Annotated in this window: 15 protein-coding genes and 1 tRNA gene; 6 read left to right on the forward strand and 10 right to left on the reverse strand. The window is 66.3% G+C overall.

The genetic code is table 11. The annotated features are described in order from the left end of the window. Positions 1-3 precede the first annotated feature (3 nt). The 3 genes from PKA57_RS09675 to PKA57_RS09685 all read right to left on the reverse strand — a co-directional run bounded on the left by PKA57_RS09675 (position 4) and on the right by PKA57_RS09685 (position 5,489). The gene (locus tag PKA57_RS09675) at positions 4-2,559 is read right to left on the reverse strand and encodes a DNA translocase FtsK 4TM domain-containing protein (protein WP_324300052.1); all 2,556 of its coding nucleotides are present in this window, start codon (positions 2,557-2,559) and stop codon (positions 4-6) included. 125 nt (positions 2,560-2,684) lie between these two features. Continuing rightward, entirely contained in the window at positions 2,685-3,920 is a 1,236-nt protein-coding gene (locus PKA57_RS09680) for an aminotransferase class I/II-fold pyridoxal phosphate-dependent enzyme (RefSeq protein WP_324299971.1), read from the reverse strand. A gap of 234 nt (positions 3,921-4,154) precedes the next feature. Continuing rightward, on the reverse strand, positions 4,155-5,489 hold the full coding sequence (locus PKA57_RS09685; RefSeq protein ID WP_324299973.1) for an ammonium transporter: 1,335 nt from the start codon (positions 5,487-5,489) through the stop codon (positions 4,155-4,157). Between the two features lie 397 nt (positions 5,490-5,886). On the opposite strand from PKA57_RS09685, the gene PKA57_RS09690 reads away from it, so the two are divergent. After that, a complete protein-coding gene (locus tag PKA57_RS09690; RefSeq protein ID WP_324299975.1) occupies positions 5,887-8,112 on the forward strand; it encodes a PQQ-dependent dehydrogenase, methanol/ethanol family in 2,226 nt (741 codons plus the stop codon). A 57-nt stretch (positions 8,113-8,169) separates the two neighbouring features. Here PKA57_RS09690 and PKA57_RS09695 read toward each other — a convergent pair whose 3' ends face one another. Beyond that, a complete protein-coding gene (locus PKA57_RS09695; RefSeq protein WP_324299977.1) occupies positions 8,170-9,534 on the reverse strand; it encodes an amidase family protein in 1,365 nt (454 codons plus the stop codon). Then, positions 9,531-10,766, reverse strand: coding sequence for a cytochrome P450 (locus PKA57_RS09700; protein WP_324299979.1), 1,236 nt, complete (start codon positions 10,764-10,766; stop codon positions 9,531-9,533). The genes PKA57_RS09695 and PKA57_RS09700 overlap by 4 nt, the downstream gene beginning before the upstream one ends. A gap of 111 nt (positions 10,767-10,877) precedes the next feature. Between PKA57_RS09700 and PKA57_RS09705 the strand changes: the two genes are divergently transcribed. After that, entirely contained in the window at positions 10,878-12,113 is a 1,236-nt protein-coding gene (locus PKA57_RS09705) for an FAD-dependent monooxygenase (RefSeq protein WP_324299981.1), read from the forward strand. A 25-nt stretch (positions 12,114-12,138) separates the two neighbouring features. Here the strand turns inward: PKA57_RS09705 and PKA57_RS09710 are convergent, their stop codons facing one another. The 5 genes from PKA57_RS09710 to PKA57_RS09730 form a co-directional block, all read right to left on the reverse strand. Then, a complete protein-coding gene (locus PKA57_RS09710; protein ID WP_324299983.1) occupies positions 12,139-12,510 on the reverse strand; it encodes a DUF971 domain-containing protein in 372 nt (123 codons plus the stop codon). A 16-nt stretch (positions 12,511-12,526) separates the two neighbouring features. Next, complete coding sequence (locus PKA57_RS09715; RefSeq protein WP_324299985.1) at positions 12,527-12,727, reverse strand: Trm112 family protein; 201 nt, start codon at positions 12,725-12,727, stop codon at positions 12,527-12,529. A 9-nt stretch (positions 12,728-12,736) separates the two neighbouring features. Further along, the gene (locus PKA57_RS09720; protein WP_324299987.1) at positions 12,737-13,420 is read right to left on the reverse strand and encodes an LON peptidase substrate-binding domain-containing protein; all 684 of its coding nucleotides are present in this window, start codon (positions 13,418-13,420) and stop codon (positions 12,737-12,739) included. Between the two features lie 8 nt (positions 13,421-13,428). Further along, positions 13,429-14,355, reverse strand: a complete 927-nt coding sequence (gene trxA / locus PKA57_RS09725; RefSeq protein WP_324299989.1) for a thioredoxin — start codon at positions 14,353-14,355, stop codon at positions 13,429-13,431. A 114-nt stretch (positions 14,356-14,469) separates the two neighbouring features. Then, a complete protein-coding gene (locus tag PKA57_RS09730) occupies positions 14,470-15,024 on the reverse strand; it encodes a prolyl-tRNA synthetase associated domain-containing protein (protein WP_324299991.1) in 555 nt (184 codons plus the stop codon). Between the two features lie 143 nt (positions 15,025-15,167). Here PKA57_RS09730 and PKA57_RS09735 point away from each other — a divergent pair. The 4 genes from PKA57_RS09735 (at position 15,168) to PKA57_RS09750 (ending at position 18,842) form a co-directional block, all read left to right on the forward strand. After that, positions 15,168-15,242: transfer RNA gene (locus PKA57_RS09735), tRNA-Gly, on the forward strand. A gap of 57 nt (positions 15,243-15,299) precedes the next feature. Then, complete coding sequence (locus PKA57_RS09740; RefSeq protein ID WP_324299994.1) at positions 15,300-15,794, forward strand: YchJ family protein; 495 nt, start codon at positions 15,300-15,302, stop codon at positions 15,792-15,794. A 177-nt stretch (positions 15,795-15,971) separates the two neighbouring features. Further along, on the forward strand, positions 15,972-17,441 hold the full coding sequence (locus tag PKA57_RS09745) for an MFS transporter (protein WP_324299996.1): 1,470 nt from the start codon (positions 15,972-15,974) through the stop codon (positions 17,439-17,441). Between the two features lie 18 nt (positions 17,442-17,459). Then, on the forward strand, positions 17,460-18,842 hold the full coding sequence (locus PKA57_RS09750; RefSeq protein ID WP_324299998.1) for an MFS transporter: 1,383 nt from the start codon (positions 17,460-17,462) through the stop codon (positions 18,840-18,842). The last annotated feature ends 20 nt before the right edge of the window (positions 18,843-18,862 follow it).

The following is an 18,862-nucleotide window of genomic DNA, read 5'->3' on the forward strand; positions in this document are numbered from 1 at the left end:
CCCTCAGTGCTCTCCGATGAGAACCTCGCGTTTGCCCTGATGGTTGGGCGGGCTCACCACGCCCTGTTCTTCCATAAGCTCGATGAGCCTTGCGGCGCGATTATAGCCGATCTGGAGGCGGCGCTGGATGTAGCTCGTCGAGGCGCGCTTGTCGCGGGCGACGATGGCCACCGCCTTGTCATAGAGGTCGTCGCCCGTCCCCTCGCCATCGAGGCCGAACATTTCGCCGTTTTCCTCGGGCTCGGCCGTGATCGCCTCGAGATATTCGGGCACGCCCTGCTTCTTGAGGAAGTTCACCACCTTCTCGACCTCCTCGTCGGAGACGAAGGGCCCGTGCACGCGGCGGATGCGCCCGCCGCCGGCCATGTAGAGCATGTCGCCCTGGCCGAGAAGCTGCTCGGCGCCCTGTTCGCCGAGAATGGTGCGGCTGTCGATCTTGGAGGTGACCTGGAAGGAGATGCGGGTCGGGAAGTTCGCCTTGATCGTGCCGGTGATGACGTCCACCGAGGGGCGCTGCGTCGCGGTGACGATGTGGATGCCGGCGGCGCGCGCCATCTGGGCGAGGCGCTGCACGGCGGCCTCGATCTCCTTGCCCGCGACCATCATGAGGTCGGCCATCTCGTCGACGATGACGACGATGAAGGGCATGGGCGCGAGGTCCATTTCCTCCTCCTCGTAGATCGCCTCTCCCGTCTCGCGGTCGAAGCCCGTCTGCACGGTGCGCACCAGCACCTCGCCGCGTTCGGCGGCATCGACGACGCGGGTGTTGTAGCCGTCGATGTTCCGTACACCGACCTTCGACATCTTGCGGTAGCGGTCTTCCATCTCCTTGACCACCCATTTGAGCGCGACGACGGCCTTTTTGGGCTCCGTCACCACGGGCGCGAGGAGATGGGGGATGCCGTCATAGACGGAAAGCTCGAGCATCTTCGGGTCGATCATGATGAGCTTGCACTGCTCGGGCGAGAGCCGGTAGAGCAGCGACAGGATCATCGTGTTGATGCCGACCGATTTGCCGGAGCCCGTGGTGCCCGCGATCAGGAGATGGGGCATGCGGGCGAGATCGGAGACGACGGGCTCGCCGCCGATATTCTTGCCGAGCGCGAGCGTGAGCCTCGAACTCGCATTCTCGTAATCGGCCGTTTCGAGAAGCTCGCGCAGGAACACCATTTCGCGCTTCGCATTGGGAAGCTCGATGCCGATGGCGTTGCGGCCCGGCACGACCGCGACGCGCGCCGACACCGCGCTCATCGAGCGGGCGATGTCGTCGGCGAGCGCGATGACGCGCGAGGATTTGATGCCGGGCGCCGGTTCGAGTTCATAAAGCGTGACAACGGGGCCCGGCCGCACATTGATGATCTCGCCCCTGATGCCGAAATCGTCGAGCACGGATTCGAGCAGGCGCGCATTCTGCTCGAGCGCCTCGTCGGTCATCGCGGCCGCGCCGCCGATCGATTTCGGCTTGGCCAGCAGGTTCAGCGGCGGAAGCTGGTAGTCGCTTGCGGGCTCGAGGGCGAGGGAGGGCTGCGCTTCCTTCGCGGCGCGCTTGGAGGGCTTGGCAGCCTTGGGCGCGGTGCGGCTCACGCGCAGCGCCGATTTGGGCTCGAGCTTCGGCTCCATCCGCTCGGCCGCGGTCCTGCGGCGGGCGGGGCGCTCCTCCTCGAATTCTTCGTCATCCGGGATCTGTTCATCGTCCGCGGCCATGCGCCGGCCGAAGCCGCCGCGCATCCGCGCCTCAGCGATTTCCTCCGCCGAAAGCGGGGCATATTCGCCCTGACGCATGAGACGGTCGCGCCAGTCGGTGACGAAGTCGCCAACCGTCCAGGCGAGAACGCGAAGGCGGCTCGGTTCGACATCGGGGCGCCGGGGAGACGAGCCCCGCTTGCCCGAACCGCTTCCTTCGAGTTGTGTTTCGTCGCGGCGGCGGCGGCGGAGCGGATAGCTCAGTTCCTCGTCATCCTCTTCGTCGCCCCCTTCCTCGCGCGACCAGAAGGCGGCGCGGCGGGCAAAGGCGCGGATGTCGGCGATTTCGAGATCGGCGGCATAAAGTGCGAGGAAGCCCGCGATGGGCGCGGTGATGAGCGCCGTCAGCGCATAGGAAAGCCCGATGCCGATGAAGGGCGAGAAGAGGCCGCGGCCGAGCGCGGAAAGCGCATCGCCCAGCACGCCGCCAAAGCCGAGGCCGGGCGCCAGCGCCCAGATCTGGAGAAGCGGCAGCGTGCCGAGAAAGGCGGCGGCGAAGAGCGTCGCGAGAAGCCAGGAGGCGACGCGCAGCACGAGGCGCGGCGGCATGTCGTGGCGAATGAGCCGCACGCCCCAGGCAGCCGGCGGAATGAGAAAGACGAGCGAGCCGAGGCCGAGCGTCTGGAGAAGAATGTCGGAGCCATAGGCGCCGGGCATGCCCATCCAGTTCTGCGGCGGCATGCCGGTCGCGTTGTTCAGGCTCGGATCGTGGCGGGACCAGCTCAGCAGCGCGACGAGGCCGAAAAGCGCGAAAAGAATGAGCGCGAGGCCCGCGGCTTCCTCCAGCCGGCGGCTCAGGAAGAGCCGCACGCCCATGGGCAGATAGGCGAGCGGGTTAGCCCAGATCCTCACTCCCGTCCTCCAACCACCGGACGCCGGCCGTTTCGACGTCTTCCTTGTCGCCTTCGGTTTCGGCGCCCGTCCGCGTGCGGCAGCGCCGATCACAGAACCTCCGCCATGCGCGTCAGTGCTTCTTCCGTCGCAGCCTCGCTTTCGACCAGTGCGACGCGGATATAGGCGGCGCCCGGATTGCTGACGCGCCCGAGCGAATCTTCGCGCGAGAGATACTTGCCGGGCAAGACCTTCACGCCGCCCCGCGCCCAGAGTTCGCGGGCCGCCTGCTCGCCATCGCCGACATCGAGCCAGAGAAAGAAGCCGCCCGCCGGACGATAGAAGCCGAAGCGATTGCCGAGAATGCGCTCGGCCATGTCGATCTTGCGGCGGTAGCGCTCGCGATTTTCGGCGGCGTGGGTTTCCTCGCTCCATGCGGCCGCCGAGGCCGCCATGATCGGCAGCGGCACCTGCGGCGCGCCGACATTGCGGAAGTTGCGGAAGCGGATCATGAAGTCGCGGCCGCCCGCGCAGAAGCCCGAGCGCAGGCCCGGAAGGCTCGACCGCTTGGACAGCGAATGGAAGACGACGATGTTGTCGAAAACCTCGCCATCCGGGTTCGAGATTTCGAGCGCCGCCTGAAGCGCGCCCGAAGGCGGCTCGCGGTCATAGATTTCGGCGTAGCACTCGTCGATTGCGAGAAGGATGCCGTGCCGGCGCGCGAGCCGGATCAGTTCCTTCAGATAGTCGAGGCTTGCCACCGCGCCCTGCGGATTGGCGGGCGAGCAGAAATAGATCATCGCCGTCCGCGCCAGAAGTTCTTCCGGCAGGCCCGCGAAATCCGGCAGGAAGCCCGTTTCGCGCGTCGCGGCGACATAGACGGGCTCGGCGCCCGCGGCAAGGGCTGCTGCCGCGTAGCACTGATAGAAGGGGTTCGGCATCAGGATCGCCGGGCGCTGGCCCGCCTTGGCGAGCGGCGTCGCCACGAAGGCGACGTTGAAAAGCGCCTCGCGCGTGCCGTTCACCGGCAGGATCTGAAGGTCGGGATCGAGCGGTCTCTTCGGCCCGATCACGTCGGGGCCGAGGCCGTAGCGCCGTCCGAGCCAGGCGGCGACCGCGGCGCGGAAATCGGGCGTCCCGGCTATGGGCGGGTATTTGCCGAATTCCTTCGCATGGGCGGCGATGGTCTCGGAGACGAAGGCCGGGAAGGGGTGCTGCGGCTCGCCCAGCGACATGACGATCGGCGGCTTGCCCGGGCTCAGCCCCTCGATCAGCTCGTTGAGGCGGGGGAAGGGAGAATCCGGCAGGTCCGCAAAGCGGTTATGGGTCAGGTCGTTCGCGGACATGAGGGCGCAAGCATCTCCAACCGGCGGGCTCGTGCCGCGGCATGGTTAAGCGCCGAAGCAACCTGCTTCGGCGCACCATTTAATCTTACCGGGGCACTTGGAGCCGGTCCAGATGCTTGCCCGGTCCCCATCGGTGGAGAAATCTGTGGAATCTTCGGGCTTTATCCACACAATTGGAAGCAATTCCTCAGAATATCGTTAACCTTTGGGGCGAGTGGCCTCCGCTGGCCGTTCCTATTGCACCGTCTCGCCATGGAGATTGATGTCGAGGCCCTCGATTTCCTCCTGCGGCGACACCCTGAGACCGAAGACCGTTTTCACGATCATCAGCAGCACGAAGGTGCCTATACCCGACCAGACGAGCGTGTAGAGGATGCCCTCGATCTGGGTGAGGACCTGCCCCCAATTGCCATCGATGCCGCCGACGGGCGAGGTCGCGCCGGTCACGGCCATGGTCGCGAAGACGCCGGTGAGGACCGCGCCGACGATGCCGCCCACGCAGTGGACCCCGAAGACGTCGAGCGCGTCGTCATAGCCGAGCGCCCGCTTCACATTGGTCGAGGCGATGAAGCAGATGACGCCGGCGGCAAGCCCGATCCAGAGCGCGCCCGTTGGATCGACGAAGCCGGAGGCCGGCGTGATGGCGACGAGGCCCGCGACCGCGCCCGAGCAGAGGCCGAGCAGCGTCGGCCGCTTGTGGACGAACCATTCGGCGAACATCCAGGAGAGGGCCGCCATGCCGGTCGCGATCTGGGTGACGATGAAGGCGAAGCCCGCCCTGCCATCGGCCGCGAGTTCCGAGCCTGCATTGAAGCCGAACCAGCCGACCCAGAGCAGCGAGGCGCCGATCATGGTGAGCACGACATTGTGCGGCGCCATGTTTTCATGGCCGTAGCCCTTGCGCGGGCCGAGGACGAGGCAGGTCACAAGGCCGGCGATGCCCGCATTGATGTGGACCACCGTGCCGCCGGCAAAGTCGAGAACGCCCGCCGTGCCGAGAAACCCGCCGCCCCAGACCCAGTGGGCGACCGGCGCATAGATGAAGATGAGCCAGAGCGACATGAAGGCGAGGAGGGAGGAGAACTTCATGCGGTCGGCGAAGGCGCCGGTGATGAGCGCCGGGGTGATGATGGCGAAGGTCATCTGGAAGACCATGAAGACGCTTTCGGGAATGGCGCCCGAAACCGCGCCCACCGTGAGCCCCTTGAGGAAGGCCCGGTCGAAGCCGCCGATATAGGGTTGCAGCGCGCCGCCATCGCGGAAGGCCAGCGAGTAGCCGATCACCGTCCAGAGCACCGTGACGAGCGCGGCAATGACGAAGTTCTGCGCCGTCATGGCCACGACGTTCTTCTTGCGGACCATGCCGCCATAGAAGAGGGCGAGGCCGGGAATGGTCATCAGCAGCACGAGGGCCGTGGATGTCATCATCCAGGCGGTCGAGCCGGTGTCGATCTTCGGGGCCTCTTCCGCGAAGGCCTGGCCTGCGGAAACGAGGAGCGCGAGCGCGGCCGCCGAGGCTCCGAGGGGCAGCCTTCGCCAGGCTCCCGATGCATATCCCTTCACAGTCATCCTTTTCTCCATTGTTGCCGGGCCCTGGGTCCCGGCTCCGAGGCGCCGCCCCACGGCTTGCGCGTCAGGGCGCGGGGCGCCGCCTGCAAGGTGGTTCTCAAGAAACGTGCCGGGTTGGGCTGCTCCCGCAAGCTGTTGATCTGAATAGTTCTTTTGGCGCAGCCGCCATTTCGTCGGGTGCACCGCCGCAACTTCTTGCACATTTTTTATGCATACAGACGCAACTGCACATTCATTATGCGTTCGCGGGCGGAAAGAGCCGCAGCCGGTGCGCCCGGCGTCTTTCGCGGCGCGGGGCCTTCCGTTAAGCTTCCGCCCGTGCAGAGGAGGCCGAAGAAAGCCTTCCGCATTCTGCCGCAAGGCAGGACATGGGGAAACGAACAGGGACGGGGAGGAAATGGCCCAACCATCGAACAGGTGGCCCGCGGCAGTCAGCGTCGCGGCATCAGTGGCGCTTGTCATCGCGGTCGGATGGCAGTTCATGGCCGGCGGCGAGCGCGGCGCGGAACCGGAGAAGACGGTGGCGGCCGGCGAGCAGCTGCCGGGCGGCAATGTTCCGGCCACGGAGCAAGCGACCTCGCGGCCTCTCGCCGACGTCGATCAGCAGCGTATCATCAATGCCGACAGCGAACCCGGCAACTGGATGCAGCATGGCCGCACCTTCGACGAGCAGCGCTTCTCGCCGCTCGACCAGATCAACGACAAGAACGTCTCCAAGCTCGCTCTTGCCTGGTCCCTCGATACCGATACGACGCGCGGCCTCGAAGCCTCGCCCATCGTCGTCGACGGCGTCATCTACACCACGCTCACCTGGGGCGTGACCATCGCCGTCGATGCGCGCACGGGCAAGGAACTCTGGCGCTTCGATCCGGAAGTGCCCGGCGAGTGGGGCCGCTATGGCTGCTGCGACGTCGTCAACCGCGGCGTCGCCGTGTGGAAGGGCCGCGTCTATGTGGCGAGCTTCGACGGGCACCTCTTCGCGCTCGACGCGAAGGACGGTTCGATCGTCTGGAAGGTAAACACCGTTCCCGGCGCGCCCTACACCTCGACGGGCGCTCCGCGCATCGTCAACGGCAAGGTCATCATCGGCAATGGCGGCGCCGAATATGGCGTGCGCGGCTATATCACCGCCTATGACGCGGAGACGGGCGCCGAGGTCTGGCGCTTCTACACAGTGCCCGGCGATCCCTCGAAGCCGGTCGAGAACCCCGAACTCGAAAAGGCCATTCCGACATGGAAGGGCGGCGAGTGGTGGAAGATCGGCGGCGGCGGAACGGCCTGGGACTCGATGGTCTTCGATCCCAAGCTCAACACGCTCTATGTCGGCACGGGCAACGGCTCGCCCTGGACGCGCGCCATCCGTTCTCCGGGCGGCGGCGACAACCTCTATCTCTCCTCGATCATCGCGCTCGATCCCGATACCGGCCGCATGAAGTGGTACTATCAGGAAACGCCGGGCGACAATTGGGACTACACCTCGACCCAGCCCATCATCCTTGCCGATCTCGCCATCGATGGGAAGAAGCGCCAGGTGCTCATGCATGCGCCGAAGAACGGCTTCTTCTACGTTCTCGACCGCGAGACGGGCGAACTGCTCTCGGCAAAGCCCTATGCGGTGACGACATGGGCGAGCCATGTGGACATGAAGACCGGCCGGCCGGTCGAGAACCCCGCGCTCGCCTATGACAAGGTCGGCCAGTGGGTCCAGCCTTCGGCCAATGGCGCGCATAACTGGCATCCGATGGCCTTCAACCCGAAGACGGGCCTCGTCTACATTCCGGCGCAGGATCTCGCTCTCTATTACGCGCTCACAAAGGAGTGGAAGGAGAAGCACCACTACACGGCCGAGAAGAACTGGTGGAACCTCGGCCTCGACTACGCCGACCTCATCGATGCGATCAAGGCACTGGGCGACATTCCGCCGAGCCACGGCTTCCTCAAGGCGTGGGACCCGGTCGCGGGCGAGGTGAAGTGGCAGGTCGAGTATCCCGCGCCGCTCAATGGCGGCGTGCTGACGACGGCGGGCAATCTCGTCTTCCAGGGAACGGCCGACGGCTATCTCTATGCCTACAAGGCCGATACCGGCGAGCGCGTCTGGGAGCAGAACATCCAGACCGGCATCGTCGCGCCGCCCGTCACCTACATGGTCGATGGCGAGCAATATATCGCCGTGCTCGCGGGCTGGGGTGGCGTCAACATCACCTCCGGCGATGCGCGCACCTCGGCGGCGGCGAAATACGGTAATGACGGCCGCCTGCTCGTCTTCAAGATCGGCGGCTCGGGCGAATTGCCGAAGCTCGCGCTCCGCGACCAGTCGATCCCGGCCTGGCCGCCGCTCACCGCCGACGAGGCGACGGTGCGCAAGGGCGAGGTTTCGTTCCAGCAGCACTGCGCCTTCTGCCATGGCACCATGGCGGTGAGCCCCGGCATCACGCCGGATCTCCGGCGCATGAACGAGAACACGCGTCAGCACTTCCAGGACATCGTGCGCGGCGGCATGCTCAAGGACAATGGCATGGCGAGCTTCGCCGATCTCATTTCCGAAGAGGAGGCCGAGGCGATCTTCTCCTATGTCCAGAAGCGGGCGATCGAGGATCGCGCGCGGATGGCGCCGGTACGCTGAGAAGCGTGACCCGAAAGACAAAGCCCCGGGGGAAACTCCGGGGCTTTTTCATGGGTGTCAGCGCAAGGCCCGCTCGGCGGCATGCGCGGTTCGGAGCAGGCCTTCCTCCGTATGCGGAGCGGCCTGAAGCATGAGGCCTACGGGAATGCCCGCCTGATCGTAACCCGCGGGCAGCGAGATCGCGCAGAGCCCGAGCTGGTTGCCGATGGTCGTGTTTCTGAGCGCCATGCGGTTCGCGGCGAAATAATCGGGCCCGCCCGCTTCGAGCGCCGCGATGGGCGGCGGCATGATGGCGACCGAGGGCAGCAGCACCGCGTCGAAGCCTGCCGTCCGCGCGAGATAGCGTTTCGTTATCTCCGCGCGTTCCATGTCGGCGCGGGTGATGTCGGCGGCCCTGAATTCCGCGCCCGCCATGACGCGCTCGAAGACGGGCGGATAGATTTCATCGCGATGCGCGGCGAGCGTCTCCGCCCAGAGTGCATGGGCTTCGGCGACGAGCCGGCTTCGCCCCGGCGCCCAGGCGAGCGCGTCGATCTCATCGAGTTCGGGGAGCTTGCGCTCGACGATCCGCGCGCCTGCATGAAGGAGGCGGCGGATCGCCTGATCGAGCGCTCCCGCCACGCCATCGTCGAGCCCCTCCCAGGCGACGCCGCCCGGAAGCCAGAAGACCTTGCCCGCAAGATCGGCGCCCTCGAGATCGGCGGGCTTCGTGCCGTCGAGAAGCGAGAGAAGGGCGGCGGCGTCGGCGACATCGCGCGCGAGCGGCCCCACCGTGTCGAAGGTCGGCGAGAGAGGCACGGTGCCTGCGAGGGGCAGGCGGCCCGCCGTCGTCTTCAGCCCGACAAGGCCGTTCCAGGCGGCCGGTATTCGCACCGAGCCGCCGGTATCCGTGCCGATCGCCGCCGCGGCGAGCCCGCGCGATACCGAGACGCCCGCGCCCGAGGAGGAGCCTCCCGGCACACGCTCGATCGCCTCGTCAAAGGGATTGGCGGGCGTTCCATAGGCGGGGTTGATGCCGAGGCCGGAAAAAGCGAGCTCGGTCATGTTGGTCTTGCCGAGGCAGACCGCGCCCTTGCGCGTCGCGCGGGCAAGAACCTCGGCGTCATGTGGGGGCACGCGGTCCTTGAGCGCGAGCGAGCCGGCGGGCGTCGGGTCGCCGGCGCTGTCGAAAATATCCTTCCAGGAGAGGGCCACGCCATCGAGCGGATGACGGCGCAGGCCGCGTCTTGCCCGGTCGAAAGCCGCTTCGGCCTCGGCCATGGCGCGGCGCTCGGTCAGCCGCGCATAGACGCGGGCGTCGGCATCATCCCTCCGGGCGCGGTCGAGGAAGAATTCCGTCACCTCGCGCGGATCGGCCCTGCCTTCCTCGAAGAGGCGGCCGAACTCAAGCGCCGTCGTCGTTTCGTTCCAGCTTGCGGTCACAGCGTCACGACCAGTCGTTGAAAGCCGCGGAAGGCGGGCAGGTGGCGGCGCACCGGCGCTTCCTTGGCCAGCGCGATGGCGGGGAAGCGCGTGATGAGCGCCTGAATGGCGATCTGCGCCTCGAGGCGGGCGAGCGGCGCGCCGAGGCACATGTGAACGCCGCCGCCGAAGGAATGGTGATGCGTGTCGGCGCGTTCGATGTCGAAGCGGTGCGGATCGGGATAGACGGCCGGATCGTGATTGGCGGCGGCGAGCGAGGTGGTGACGGTGCGTCCCTTCTCGACCGGGCAGCCGCCGACGACGGTGTCCCTTGCGGCGTGGCGGCCCGAATCGGTCACCGGGCTGTCATAGCGCAGCATCTCTTCCACCGCGTTCACGATGAGCGAGGGCCGGGCCCTCAGCTTGTCGAGTTCTCCCCGATGGGTCAGAAGCGCGAACATGCCGTTGCCGATGAGATCGGTCGTCGTCACATTGCCCGCCGTCAGCAGCAGCGTGCACATGCTGAGGACTTCGCGATTGGTGAGCCTGTTGCCTTCTTCCTCGGCGCGGATGAGCTCGCTCATGAGATCCTCGCGCGGGTGGGCGCGGCGCTCGGCGATCGCATCGACGAAATAGGCGCGCATCGCCTCCTGCGAGGCGGCCATGCGGCGCGACGTCTCCTCGCTGCGCAGGGGATCGAAAGCCTGCACGATGTCGTCCGACCAGCGCTTGAATTCGGCGCGGTCCTCGCGCGCGACGCCGAGCATCTCGGCGATGACGATGGTGGGGAGCGGCGCGGCATAGGCGCCGATGAGGTCAACTTCGCTCTTGCCCTCCATCGCGTCGAGAAGCTCGGCCGCGATCGCCTCGATGCGGGGCCGCATCGCCTCGACCGAGCGCGGATTGAAGGCTTGCGAGACGATGCCGCGCAGACGCTTGTGATCGGGGTCGTCGAGGAAGAGCATGCTCGGATTGTAGTCATCGCTCTCGAGGTCCGGCACGAAGAGGCGCACATAGTCGTCCGGCAGCGTGGTGCGCGGATCGACCAGAAGCTCGCGGTCCCTGAGCACGGCCCGCACATCGTCATGACGGGTGGCGAAGACATGGCCGAGTTCGGCATCGCGGTGAACGGGCGCCGCCGCCCGCAGGCGGTCGAGCACGGTGTAGAGATTTTCGCGATAGTCCTCGTCCAGCGCCGTCAGGCGTGCGCCGGTGGGCAGATCGAGGTCGGTTTTTTCTGCAGTTTTCGACATGGCGGCCTCCCGTTCTTCATTCGTTTTTCCGAAGCCTAGTGCGGCCTGAAGGGGAGGGCAAATCGCCGCGCGGGCTGGACTTTGGAGCCCATCCGTTAGAGGCTCTGGCGCATGACGAAAGCGGTTCATGAAAGCGATGTTCTGATCGTGGGCGGCGGCCTTGCCGGCCTGCCGCTGGCGCTCGCGCTCGCGCAAGGGGGCCTCAGCGTCACCGCTGTCGACGCGCAGGATCCGGCCAAGGTCACTGATGCCGGATTCGACGGCCGCGTCTCGGCGATCGCGTTTGCCTCCTGCCGCATGTTCGAGCGCATCGGCGTCACGAAATATCTCGACGGCCAGATGCAGCCCATCAACGACATCATCGTGTCGGACGGGCGCGTGCGCGAAGGAGCCTCGCCGCTCTTCCTGCATTTCGACCACACCGAGATCGGCGACGAGCCGCTCGGCCATCTGATCGAGAACCGGCATACGCGGATCGCGCTGCAAAAGGCGGTGGATGCGGAGCCGCTGGTGCGGCTCATAGCGCCCAATGCCGTGCGGCATGTCGAATATGGGAGCGCGCGCGTCACCGCGACGCTTTCCGACGGCTCGCTCGTTCATGCGAAGCTCTGCTTCGCCGCGGATGGCCGGCCCTCGCCGACGCGCGAGGCGGCGGGCATCAGGACCATCGGCTGGGATTACGGCCAGACGGGCATCGTGACGACGGTCGAGCACGAGCTGCCGCATGAGGGCGTGGCGCAGGAATATTTCCTCCCCGGCGGGCCTTTCGCCATTCTGCCCATGGTCGGCAACCGCGCCTCGCTCGTCTGGACCGAAAAGAACGATATGGCGAAAGCCATCCTCGCGCTCGGCGACAAGGCGTTCGCCGACGAGATGCGCGCCCGCTTCGGCGATTATCTCGGCCAGTGCCGCCCGGTCGGCCCGCGCTGGTCCTATCCGCTCAATCTGCAGCTCGCGCGCGAATATGTGCGTCCGCGCCTCGCGCTTGTCGGAGACGCGGCGCATGGCGTGCATCCGATCGCGGGCCAGGGGCTCAATCTCGGCCTGCGCGATGTGGCGGCGGCCGCCGAAGTGGTGGTGGATGCGGCGCGTCTCGGGCTCGATATCGGCGCGCTCGACGTGCTGGAACGCTATCAGCGCTGGCGGCGCTTCGACAATACGGCGCTGTCGCTGATGATGGACGGGCTCAATCGTCTCTTCTCGAACGATATCGGCCCGCTGCGCCTCGCGCGCGATCTCGGCCTCGGGCTCGTCAACGAGATCGGACCGCTCCGGCGCCTCTTCATGCGCCATGCGGGCGGCGTCATCGGCGATCTGCCGCGTCTTCTCAGGGGTGAGGCGGTCTGAGGGGGCTTCTTCGCAAGGTTGGGGCTCAGCCCCGGCTCAGGCCCTTGGCTTCCAGCGCGGCGAGATATTCCGCCCAGATTGCATCGTGCTCGCGGCCGAGGCGGTAGAGCGTTTCCCACGTATAGAGACCCGAGTCGTGGCCGTCGCTGAAGATGAGGCGCACGGCGTAATTGCCGACGGGCTCGACGCCTTCGATCGTCACGTTGCGCTTGCCGGGCACGGTCTGCTTCTGGCTGGCGCTGTGGCCCTGCACCTCGGCGGAGGGGCTTTCGACGCGCAGATATTCCGCAGGCAGAGCAAAGCGCGCGCCGCCCTCGAAGGCGACTTCAAGCAGCCGCTCGGCCTTTCTGAGCCTGATTTCCGTCGGCCAGGGCCGCTCGCTCGCGTGATCGCTCATCGTCGTCTCCGCCCGGTCATGCCTGCTCGTCGTCGAGAGAACGGGCTTCCTCCGCAAGCATGATCGGAATGCCGTCGCGGATCGGAAAGGCGAGACGCGCCTTGTCGGAAATGAGTTCCTGGCGCTCGCGATCGTAGCGCAGCGTCGTTCGGGTGACGGGGCAGACCAGGATTTCGAGAAGCTTGGGGTCCACTTCCGGGGCGCGCGTTTCGGACATGTCGGTTTCCTATTGGACGGTCGTCTCGCTGGGCGAGGTTTGCTGAAGCGCAATTTCGGTGAGCGCGATGAGCAGCTGGTTGCGGTCCTCGAGCGTCTTCGCCTCGAGCAGCGCCTGCTTCTCGCGGGGCCCATAAGGGCTGATGACGGAGAGCGAGTTCACCAGAGCTTCGTTGGAGGATTGCGTGATGGTGCGCCAGTCGGCCTGAAGCCCGTGCCTGTCGAGATAGGTCTTGAGGATTTCGAGCAGGCGGTCGCGGCTCACCTCGGTACCGCCGAATTCCGGCGTGAGGTCGTCGGCGAATTCGTCCCACTCGACCGTGCAGCGGCGATAGGGCGTCGTCACGTCGAGTTCGCCCGTAATGCGGAAGCGCGCAATGCCGGTGAGGGTTATGAGGTTGCGCCCGTCGGCGGTTTCGGTCCAGGCGGTCAGGCGGCCCGCGCAACCCACTTCGGCGAGCCTCGGCTTCGCCTGCGGGTCGGTGGAGGCGGCGATCGCCGCCTCGTCGGCGGGCTGCACCATGCCGATGATGCGCTCGCCCCTGAGCGCATCGTCCACCATCCGCAGATAGCGCGGCTCGAAGATGTTGAGCGGCAATTGCGTGCGCGGCAGCAGAAGCACGCCCGCGAGCGGAAAGACCGGGATCGAGGCGGGAAGATCGCCGATGTTTCGATAGCGGTCGGTCGGTGCCATGGCCTCGCCTAGCTGAACAGGAGAGAGGAAAGACGGCGCCGGCCCGAAAGGGTCACTTCGTCCTTTGCGCCATAGGCCTCGAAGAATTCGACGAGCTGCTTGCGCGCCGCCTCGTCGTTCCATTTGCGGTCGTAGCCGACAATGGTGAGAAGCTGATCGACGGCGCCTTCCCGGTCGCCGCGCGCATGGAGCGCGAGCGCGAGGTCGAAGCGGGCCTGATGATCCCTGGCGTTCGCCGCGATGCGGGCCTCGAGTTCGGCGGTGTCGCCCGCATCGGCCGATTTCTCGGCGAGCGACAGCGAGGCGAGGGCCGCCGTGATTTCGGGGTCGTTCTTCGCGTCGGGACGCACGAGGCCGAGCGTCTGGCGGGCGCGGTCGAAATCGCCGCTCTCGATATAGCAGCGCGCGAGGCCCGCGACGGCGGCGGGAATGCCGGGCTCGAGCTGGATCGCCTGCGCAAAGGCCTGCGCGGCGCTGGAGAGATCGCCAGCCTCGAGGGCGGCGCGGCCGGCCTCGATCAGCTCCTCGGCGGGCGAGGGGCCGACATCGCCCGCAAGCCGCTCGATGAAGGCGCGGACCTGGCTTTCGGGCAGCGCGCCCATGAAGCCGTCGACCGGCTGACCGTTCTTGAAGGCGAAGACGGCGGGGATCGACTGGACGCGAAGCTGCTGGGCGACCTCGGGATAATCGTCGATGTTCATCTTGACGAGGCGCACCGCGCCGCGCGCGGCCAGCACCAGCTTTTCGAGCACGGGGCCGAGCTGCCGGCACGGACCGCACCAGGGCGCCCAGAAATCGACGATGACGGGCACCTTCATCGATGCGTCGAGCACATCGGCGGCGAAGGTCTGCGTCGTCGTGTCTTTGATAAGCTCGCCCGGCGCGGCGGCAGGGGCCGCGGCCGCTCCCGGCTTCGTTCCGAAAATGGGTTCCATGTCCTGCTTTCCCGTGCGCCGCGTCTCGTGCGGCGGCCTGTCAGCTTCCCCTATGTGGGGCCTGCATTATTTGGAAACAATGGTTTAACGGCAGAAAGCCGCACCGGGCAAGCCTCAGCCCGCCGCTTCTTCCTGCGCTTCGACGAGGTCGAGGATCATCGGCTCATGGCCCGTGAGACGCAAGATGCGCAGAAGGTCGTCGCGGGCGATGGCGGTGGTGGCCGTGTTCTCGAGCGGATGGTAGTGGAGCCGGTCATGTTCGAGCATGGGCGCGTCGAGCACGGGGCGGATTTCGCAGGAGCTGTCGTTCACCAGCGCGAAGGGCGTGACCGAGCCCGGACGGACGCCGAGCTTCTCCCACATGAGATCGGCATTGGCGAAGGATAGCCGGGCGCTTCCAAGGGGCTTCGAGAGGCGGTTGAGCTTCAGCTCGCGATCCTCGAGCGTGACGATGAGGAAGAGCGCGCCTTTCTTGTCCTTGAGGAAAAGGTTCTTGCAATGGCCGCCGCCGGTCCAGGGCGCGCCCCACTGGGCGCGGGCGGCGCGGGCCTCCTCGACGGTGTGGAGCGGTTCGTGCGTCCGTGTCTCATGGGCGATACCATGGGCATCGAGCCAGGCGAGGAAGGCTTCCGGACCGTGAAGTTTCGGGGGCGGGGCGCTGTCGGGCATGGGGGATTTCTGGCATGGAGGGGCCGGGGCGGCAAGCCCTCGCAGGAAGCCTGAAAAGGGTGCGCAATGCCCTCTTGCAATGGCCGGGACGATGGGTCATAACACGGCCCTCACGAACAGCGGCCACCGCTGTTTTCATGGATGCGGGTGTAGCTCAGGGGTAGAGCACAACCTTGCCAAGGTTGGGGTCGAGGGTTCGAATCCCTTCGCCCGCTCCAGATTTGCCGCTCTGTAAAGCCGCCGCCGGGCGGCTTTTCCTTTTGCGGGGGAAGCGAATGACAAATCCCGAAACCTGCCCCTGCCAGTCCGGCAAGGCTTTCGCCGATTGCTGCGGCCCCTATCTTTCGGGCGAGAAGGCGGCGCCGACGCCCGAAGCGCTGATGCGCTCGCGCTATTCGGCCTTCGCCACCGGCAATATCGACTATCTGGAAGAATCGCTTCTGCCCGGCACGCGCGGCGATTTCGACCGCGAGGCAGCGGCCGAATGGGCGCGTTCCAGCGAATGGACCGGCCTCCATATCCGCTCGACCACGGGCGGCGGCGAGGGCGACACGAAGGGCGATGTGGAATTCGTCGCGCTGTTCCGCCAGAACGGGCAGGACCGCGTCCATCACGAGACGGGCAGCTTCGAGAAGCAGGACGGCCGCTGGTACTATGTCGATGGCGTCAGCGGCACCCGGCCGCGCCGCGTCGAGAAGGTCGGCCGCAACGAGCCCTGCCCTTGCGGGTCCGGCAAGAAATACAAGAAGTGCTGCGGCATCGCCGCCTGAGGCGCCACGCTCGCCCCGCGCGGCGCAATTTGCCGTTTGCGCGCCCGCAACCCTTCCATGCTCCCGGCCTTTATGCTCCAATCCTGCACGCGATAGCGGCAAGGCATGGCGGGGCTGCATGCGCGCATCCCTCACGACAAATGCCGTGCTGTCGCGCCGCGCCGGGGAGGGTGTTTCGTGAACGCAGTGAACGATGTGGCGGAGGACGGCGCGCCGTCAGGCGCTCCTGACGGGGCATCCCGTGGCCTTTCGGCTTCCGGCCACAAGGCGGCCGACGCCAAGGGTCAGTTCAGCTGGGCGCTTTTCGAGTGGGCGCGCGATCCGTACGTCATCATCGTCACGATCTATATCTTCGCGCCCTATTTCTCGAGCACCGTGGTCGGCGATCCGGTCAGGGGCCAGGCGATCTGGGGCCATATCAACGGCATCGCCGGTTTCATCATCGCCTGTTTCGGCCCGATCCTCGGCGCCATCGCCGATACGGGCGGGCGGAGGAAGCCCTGGCTCATCGCCTTCGTCGCCATCATGGTGCCGGCGATCTTCGCGCTCTGGTGGGCGCTGCCGGGCGGAGCGGGGCTCTCGATCTTCCAGATCGCGCTTCTCTTCATCACGATCTCGGTCGCCTTCTCCTTCTCCGAGGTCTTTCACAATTCGATGCTGCCGACCGTCGCACCGCATGAGCGCATCGGTTTTCTCTCGGGGCTCGCGCTTGCGCTTGCCAATGCGGGCGCGCTCATCATCCTCTGCTTCCTTCTCTATGCCTTCATGCTGCCCGGCCATGTGGACTGGAGCTTCATTCCCGAGAAGGCGCTATTCGGCATCGACGTCTCGCAGCACGAGAACAGCCGCATCTCCGCGCCTCTGACCGCGATCTGGCTTCTCGTCTTCACGATGCCGCTCCTCTTCTTCACGCCGGACGTGAAGCCCAAGGGCCGCATCCACAAGCGCAAGGCGGTGATGGACGGCATCAGGCGCGTCTTCAGGACGGTGCGCCAGATCAGGCACTACCGGAACGTCGCCACCTATCTCGTGGCGCGCATGTTCTTCAATGACGGGCAGACGGCCGTGCTCATCTTCGGCGGCGTCTATGCGGCGGGCGTCTTCCACTGGAACGCGCTGACGCTCACCATCTACGGCATCGTGCTTTCGATCTTCGCCGTCGGCGGCGGGTTCTTCGGCGGCTGGCTCGACGACACGTTCGGCTCGAAGCGCGCGATCCTCGTCTCCATCGGCGGCACCTCGATCGGCATCGTCCTCGCCGTCTCGATGACGCCGACGTCGATGTTCTTCTTCCTGCCTTACGATCCGGCGAGCCCGCCGATCTGGGATCTGCCCTTCTTCCGCACCGCGCCCGAGCTTGCCTATCTCATCGTCGTTCTCATCGTCGCCGTCTGCATCACGGCGGCCTATGCGAACAGCCGCACCATGCTCGCCCGCATCGCGCCCGTCTCGAAGATGTCGGAGTTCTTCGGCCTCTACGCGCTTTCGGGCACGGCGACGGCCTTTCTCGGGCCGGAACTCGTCGGCTTCACCACCTCCTACTTCCAGAGCCAGCGCATCGGCTTCGCCTCGATCCTCGTCCTGATGCTGATCGGTCTTGCCGGCATGCTCCTCGTGCGCGAACAGCGGTCCGATGCGATCGACTAGAAAGGGCGAAACCGGAAATTGAGCGAGCAAGCGTCCCGGGGCGAACCCGCCTCCAATCTCGCCCAGGCGGCCTGGGTCTGCTACGAATGGGCGAACCAGCCCTATTTCTCGCTCGTCACCATCTTTCTCTTCGCGCCATATTTCAGCGCGACGGTCGTCGGCGATCCCGTGCATGGGCAGGCGGTGTGGGGCTACACGCAGGCGATCGCGGGCATCGTCATCGCGCTTTCGAGCCCGCTTCTCGGCGCCATAGCGGATGCTGCGGGCCCGCGCAAACCGTGGATCCTGTTCTTCACCCTCATCTGCGTGGCCGGATGTTTCGGCCTCTGGATCGCGGTTCCCGGCGTGCCGGTCGAGCCGATCATGGTGTCGCTGATCGTCGCTTCGGTCGGCATGGAGTTCGCCATCATCTTCGCCAACGCCATGTTGCCGACCATCGCATCCGAACGGCGGATCGGTCTTCTCTCCGGCATCGGCATCGGCGTCGGCCAGCTTGCCGCAATCGTGGCTCTCGTCGCGGTGCTGATCACGCTCCAGCTTCCGGGGCTCGTCCATGCCCCCTTCATTCCCGAGGCGCCGCTTTTCGGGCTGTCGAAGGAGGCTCACGAGACGGACCGCATCGTCGGCCCGATCTCCGGCCTCTGGTTCCTCGTCTTCATGCTGCCGCTTCTTCTCGTCGTTCCCGATCAGCCGCGCCGGGGACTTTCGCGCGCGCAGGCGGCGAGGGCGGGTCTGAAGCGCCTGATCCACACCATCGGCAAGGCGTGGCACTTCCGCAATGTCGCGCTCTATCTCTTTTCGCGCATGGCCTTCTATGACGGGATGAATGCGATCTTCATCTTCGGCGGCATCCTCGCCGCGTCGATCTTCCATTGGGGCGCGATGGAGATGGCGGTCTATGGCATATGGGTTACGCTCTTCGCGGCCTTCGGCGCCTTTGTCGGCGGTTGGACGGATCAGCGCTTCGGCTCCAAGGCGACGCTCGTCTGGTCGCTCATCGGCGCCGTCGTCACCTTCCTTGCCCTCATCTCCTTCGACCGGGAACAGATCTTCTTCTTCATCCATGTGCCGGTCGCGGCCGACGCCAAGGCGTTCAGCACGCTGCCGGAGCAGGCTTTCCTCGTCACCGTCGGGCTTTTCGGGCTGATGGCGGGGCCGACCATCTCGTCGAGCCGGACGATGCTCGCCCGCATCGCGCCCGTCGAGATGATGACGGAGTTCTTCGGCCTCTATTCGCTCGCGGGAAAGGCGACGACCTTCGTCGCGCCGCTTCTCATCGGTGTCGTCACCGCCTGGAGCGGCAGCCAGCGCATCGGTCTCATGGTCGTCGTGCCGCTCATCGTGGCGGGCATCATCATGGTGCTCTTCGTGCGCGAAGAGCGCGCGACCGCGATCGAGTAGCGAGAATCAGCGCCGGTCTC

This window comes from Parvibaculum sp. (assembly GCF_035325945.1).
GTDB lineage: Bacteria > Pseudomonadota > Alphaproteobacteria > Parvibaculales > Parvibaculaceae > Parvibaculum.

Excerpts from the sequence above, each read along its gene's own strand:
- PKA57_RS09675 (WP_324300052.1), bottom strand. The coding sequence starts at position 2,559 with ATGGGCGTGCGGCTCTTCCTGAGCCGCCGGCTGGAGGAAGCCGCGGGC.
- PKA57_RS09680 (WP_324299971.1), bottom strand. The coding sequence starts at position 3,920 with ATGTCCGCGAACGACCTGACCCATAACCGCTTTGCGGACCTGCCGGAT.
- PKA57_RS09685 (WP_324299973.1), bottom strand. The coding sequence starts at position 5,489 with ATGACTGTGAAGGGATATGCATCGGGAGCCTGGCGAAGGCTGCCCCTC.
- PKA57_RS09690 (WP_324299975.1), top strand. The coding sequence starts at position 5,887 with ATGGCCCAACCATCGAACAGGTGGCCCGCGGCAGTCAGCGTCGCGGCA.
- PKA57_RS09700 (WP_324299979.1), bottom strand. The coding sequence starts at position 10,766 with ATGTCGAAAACTGCAGAAAAAACCGACCTCGATCTGCCCACCGGCGCA.
- PKA57_RS09705 (WP_324299981.1), top strand. The coding sequence starts at position 10,878 with ATGACGAAAGCGGTTCATGAAAGCGATGTTCTGATCGTGGGCGGCGGC.
- PKA57_RS09710 (WP_324299983.1), bottom strand. The coding sequence starts at position 12,510 with ATGAGCGATCACGCGAGCGAGCGGCCCTGGCCGACGGAAATCAGGCTC.
- PKA57_RS09715 (WP_324299985.1), bottom strand. The coding sequence starts at position 12,727 with ATGTCCGAAACGCGCGCCCCGGAAGTGGACCCCAAGCTTCTCGAAATC.
- PKA57_RS09720 (WP_324299987.1), bottom strand. The coding sequence starts at position 13,420 with ATGGCACCGACCGACCGCTATCGAAACATCGGCGATCTTCCCGCCTCG.
- trxA (WP_324299989.1), bottom strand. The coding sequence starts at position 14,355 with ATGGAACCCATTTTCGGAACGAAGCCGGGAGCGGCCGCGGCCCCTGCC.
- PKA57_RS09730 (WP_324299991.1), bottom strand. The coding sequence starts at position 15,024 with ATGCCCGACAGCGCCCCGCCCCCGAAACTTCACGGTCCGGAAGCCTTC.
- PKA57_RS09740 (WP_324299994.1), top strand. The coding sequence starts at position 15,300 with ATGACAAATCCCGAAACCTGCCCCTGCCAGTCCGGCAAGGCTTTCGCC.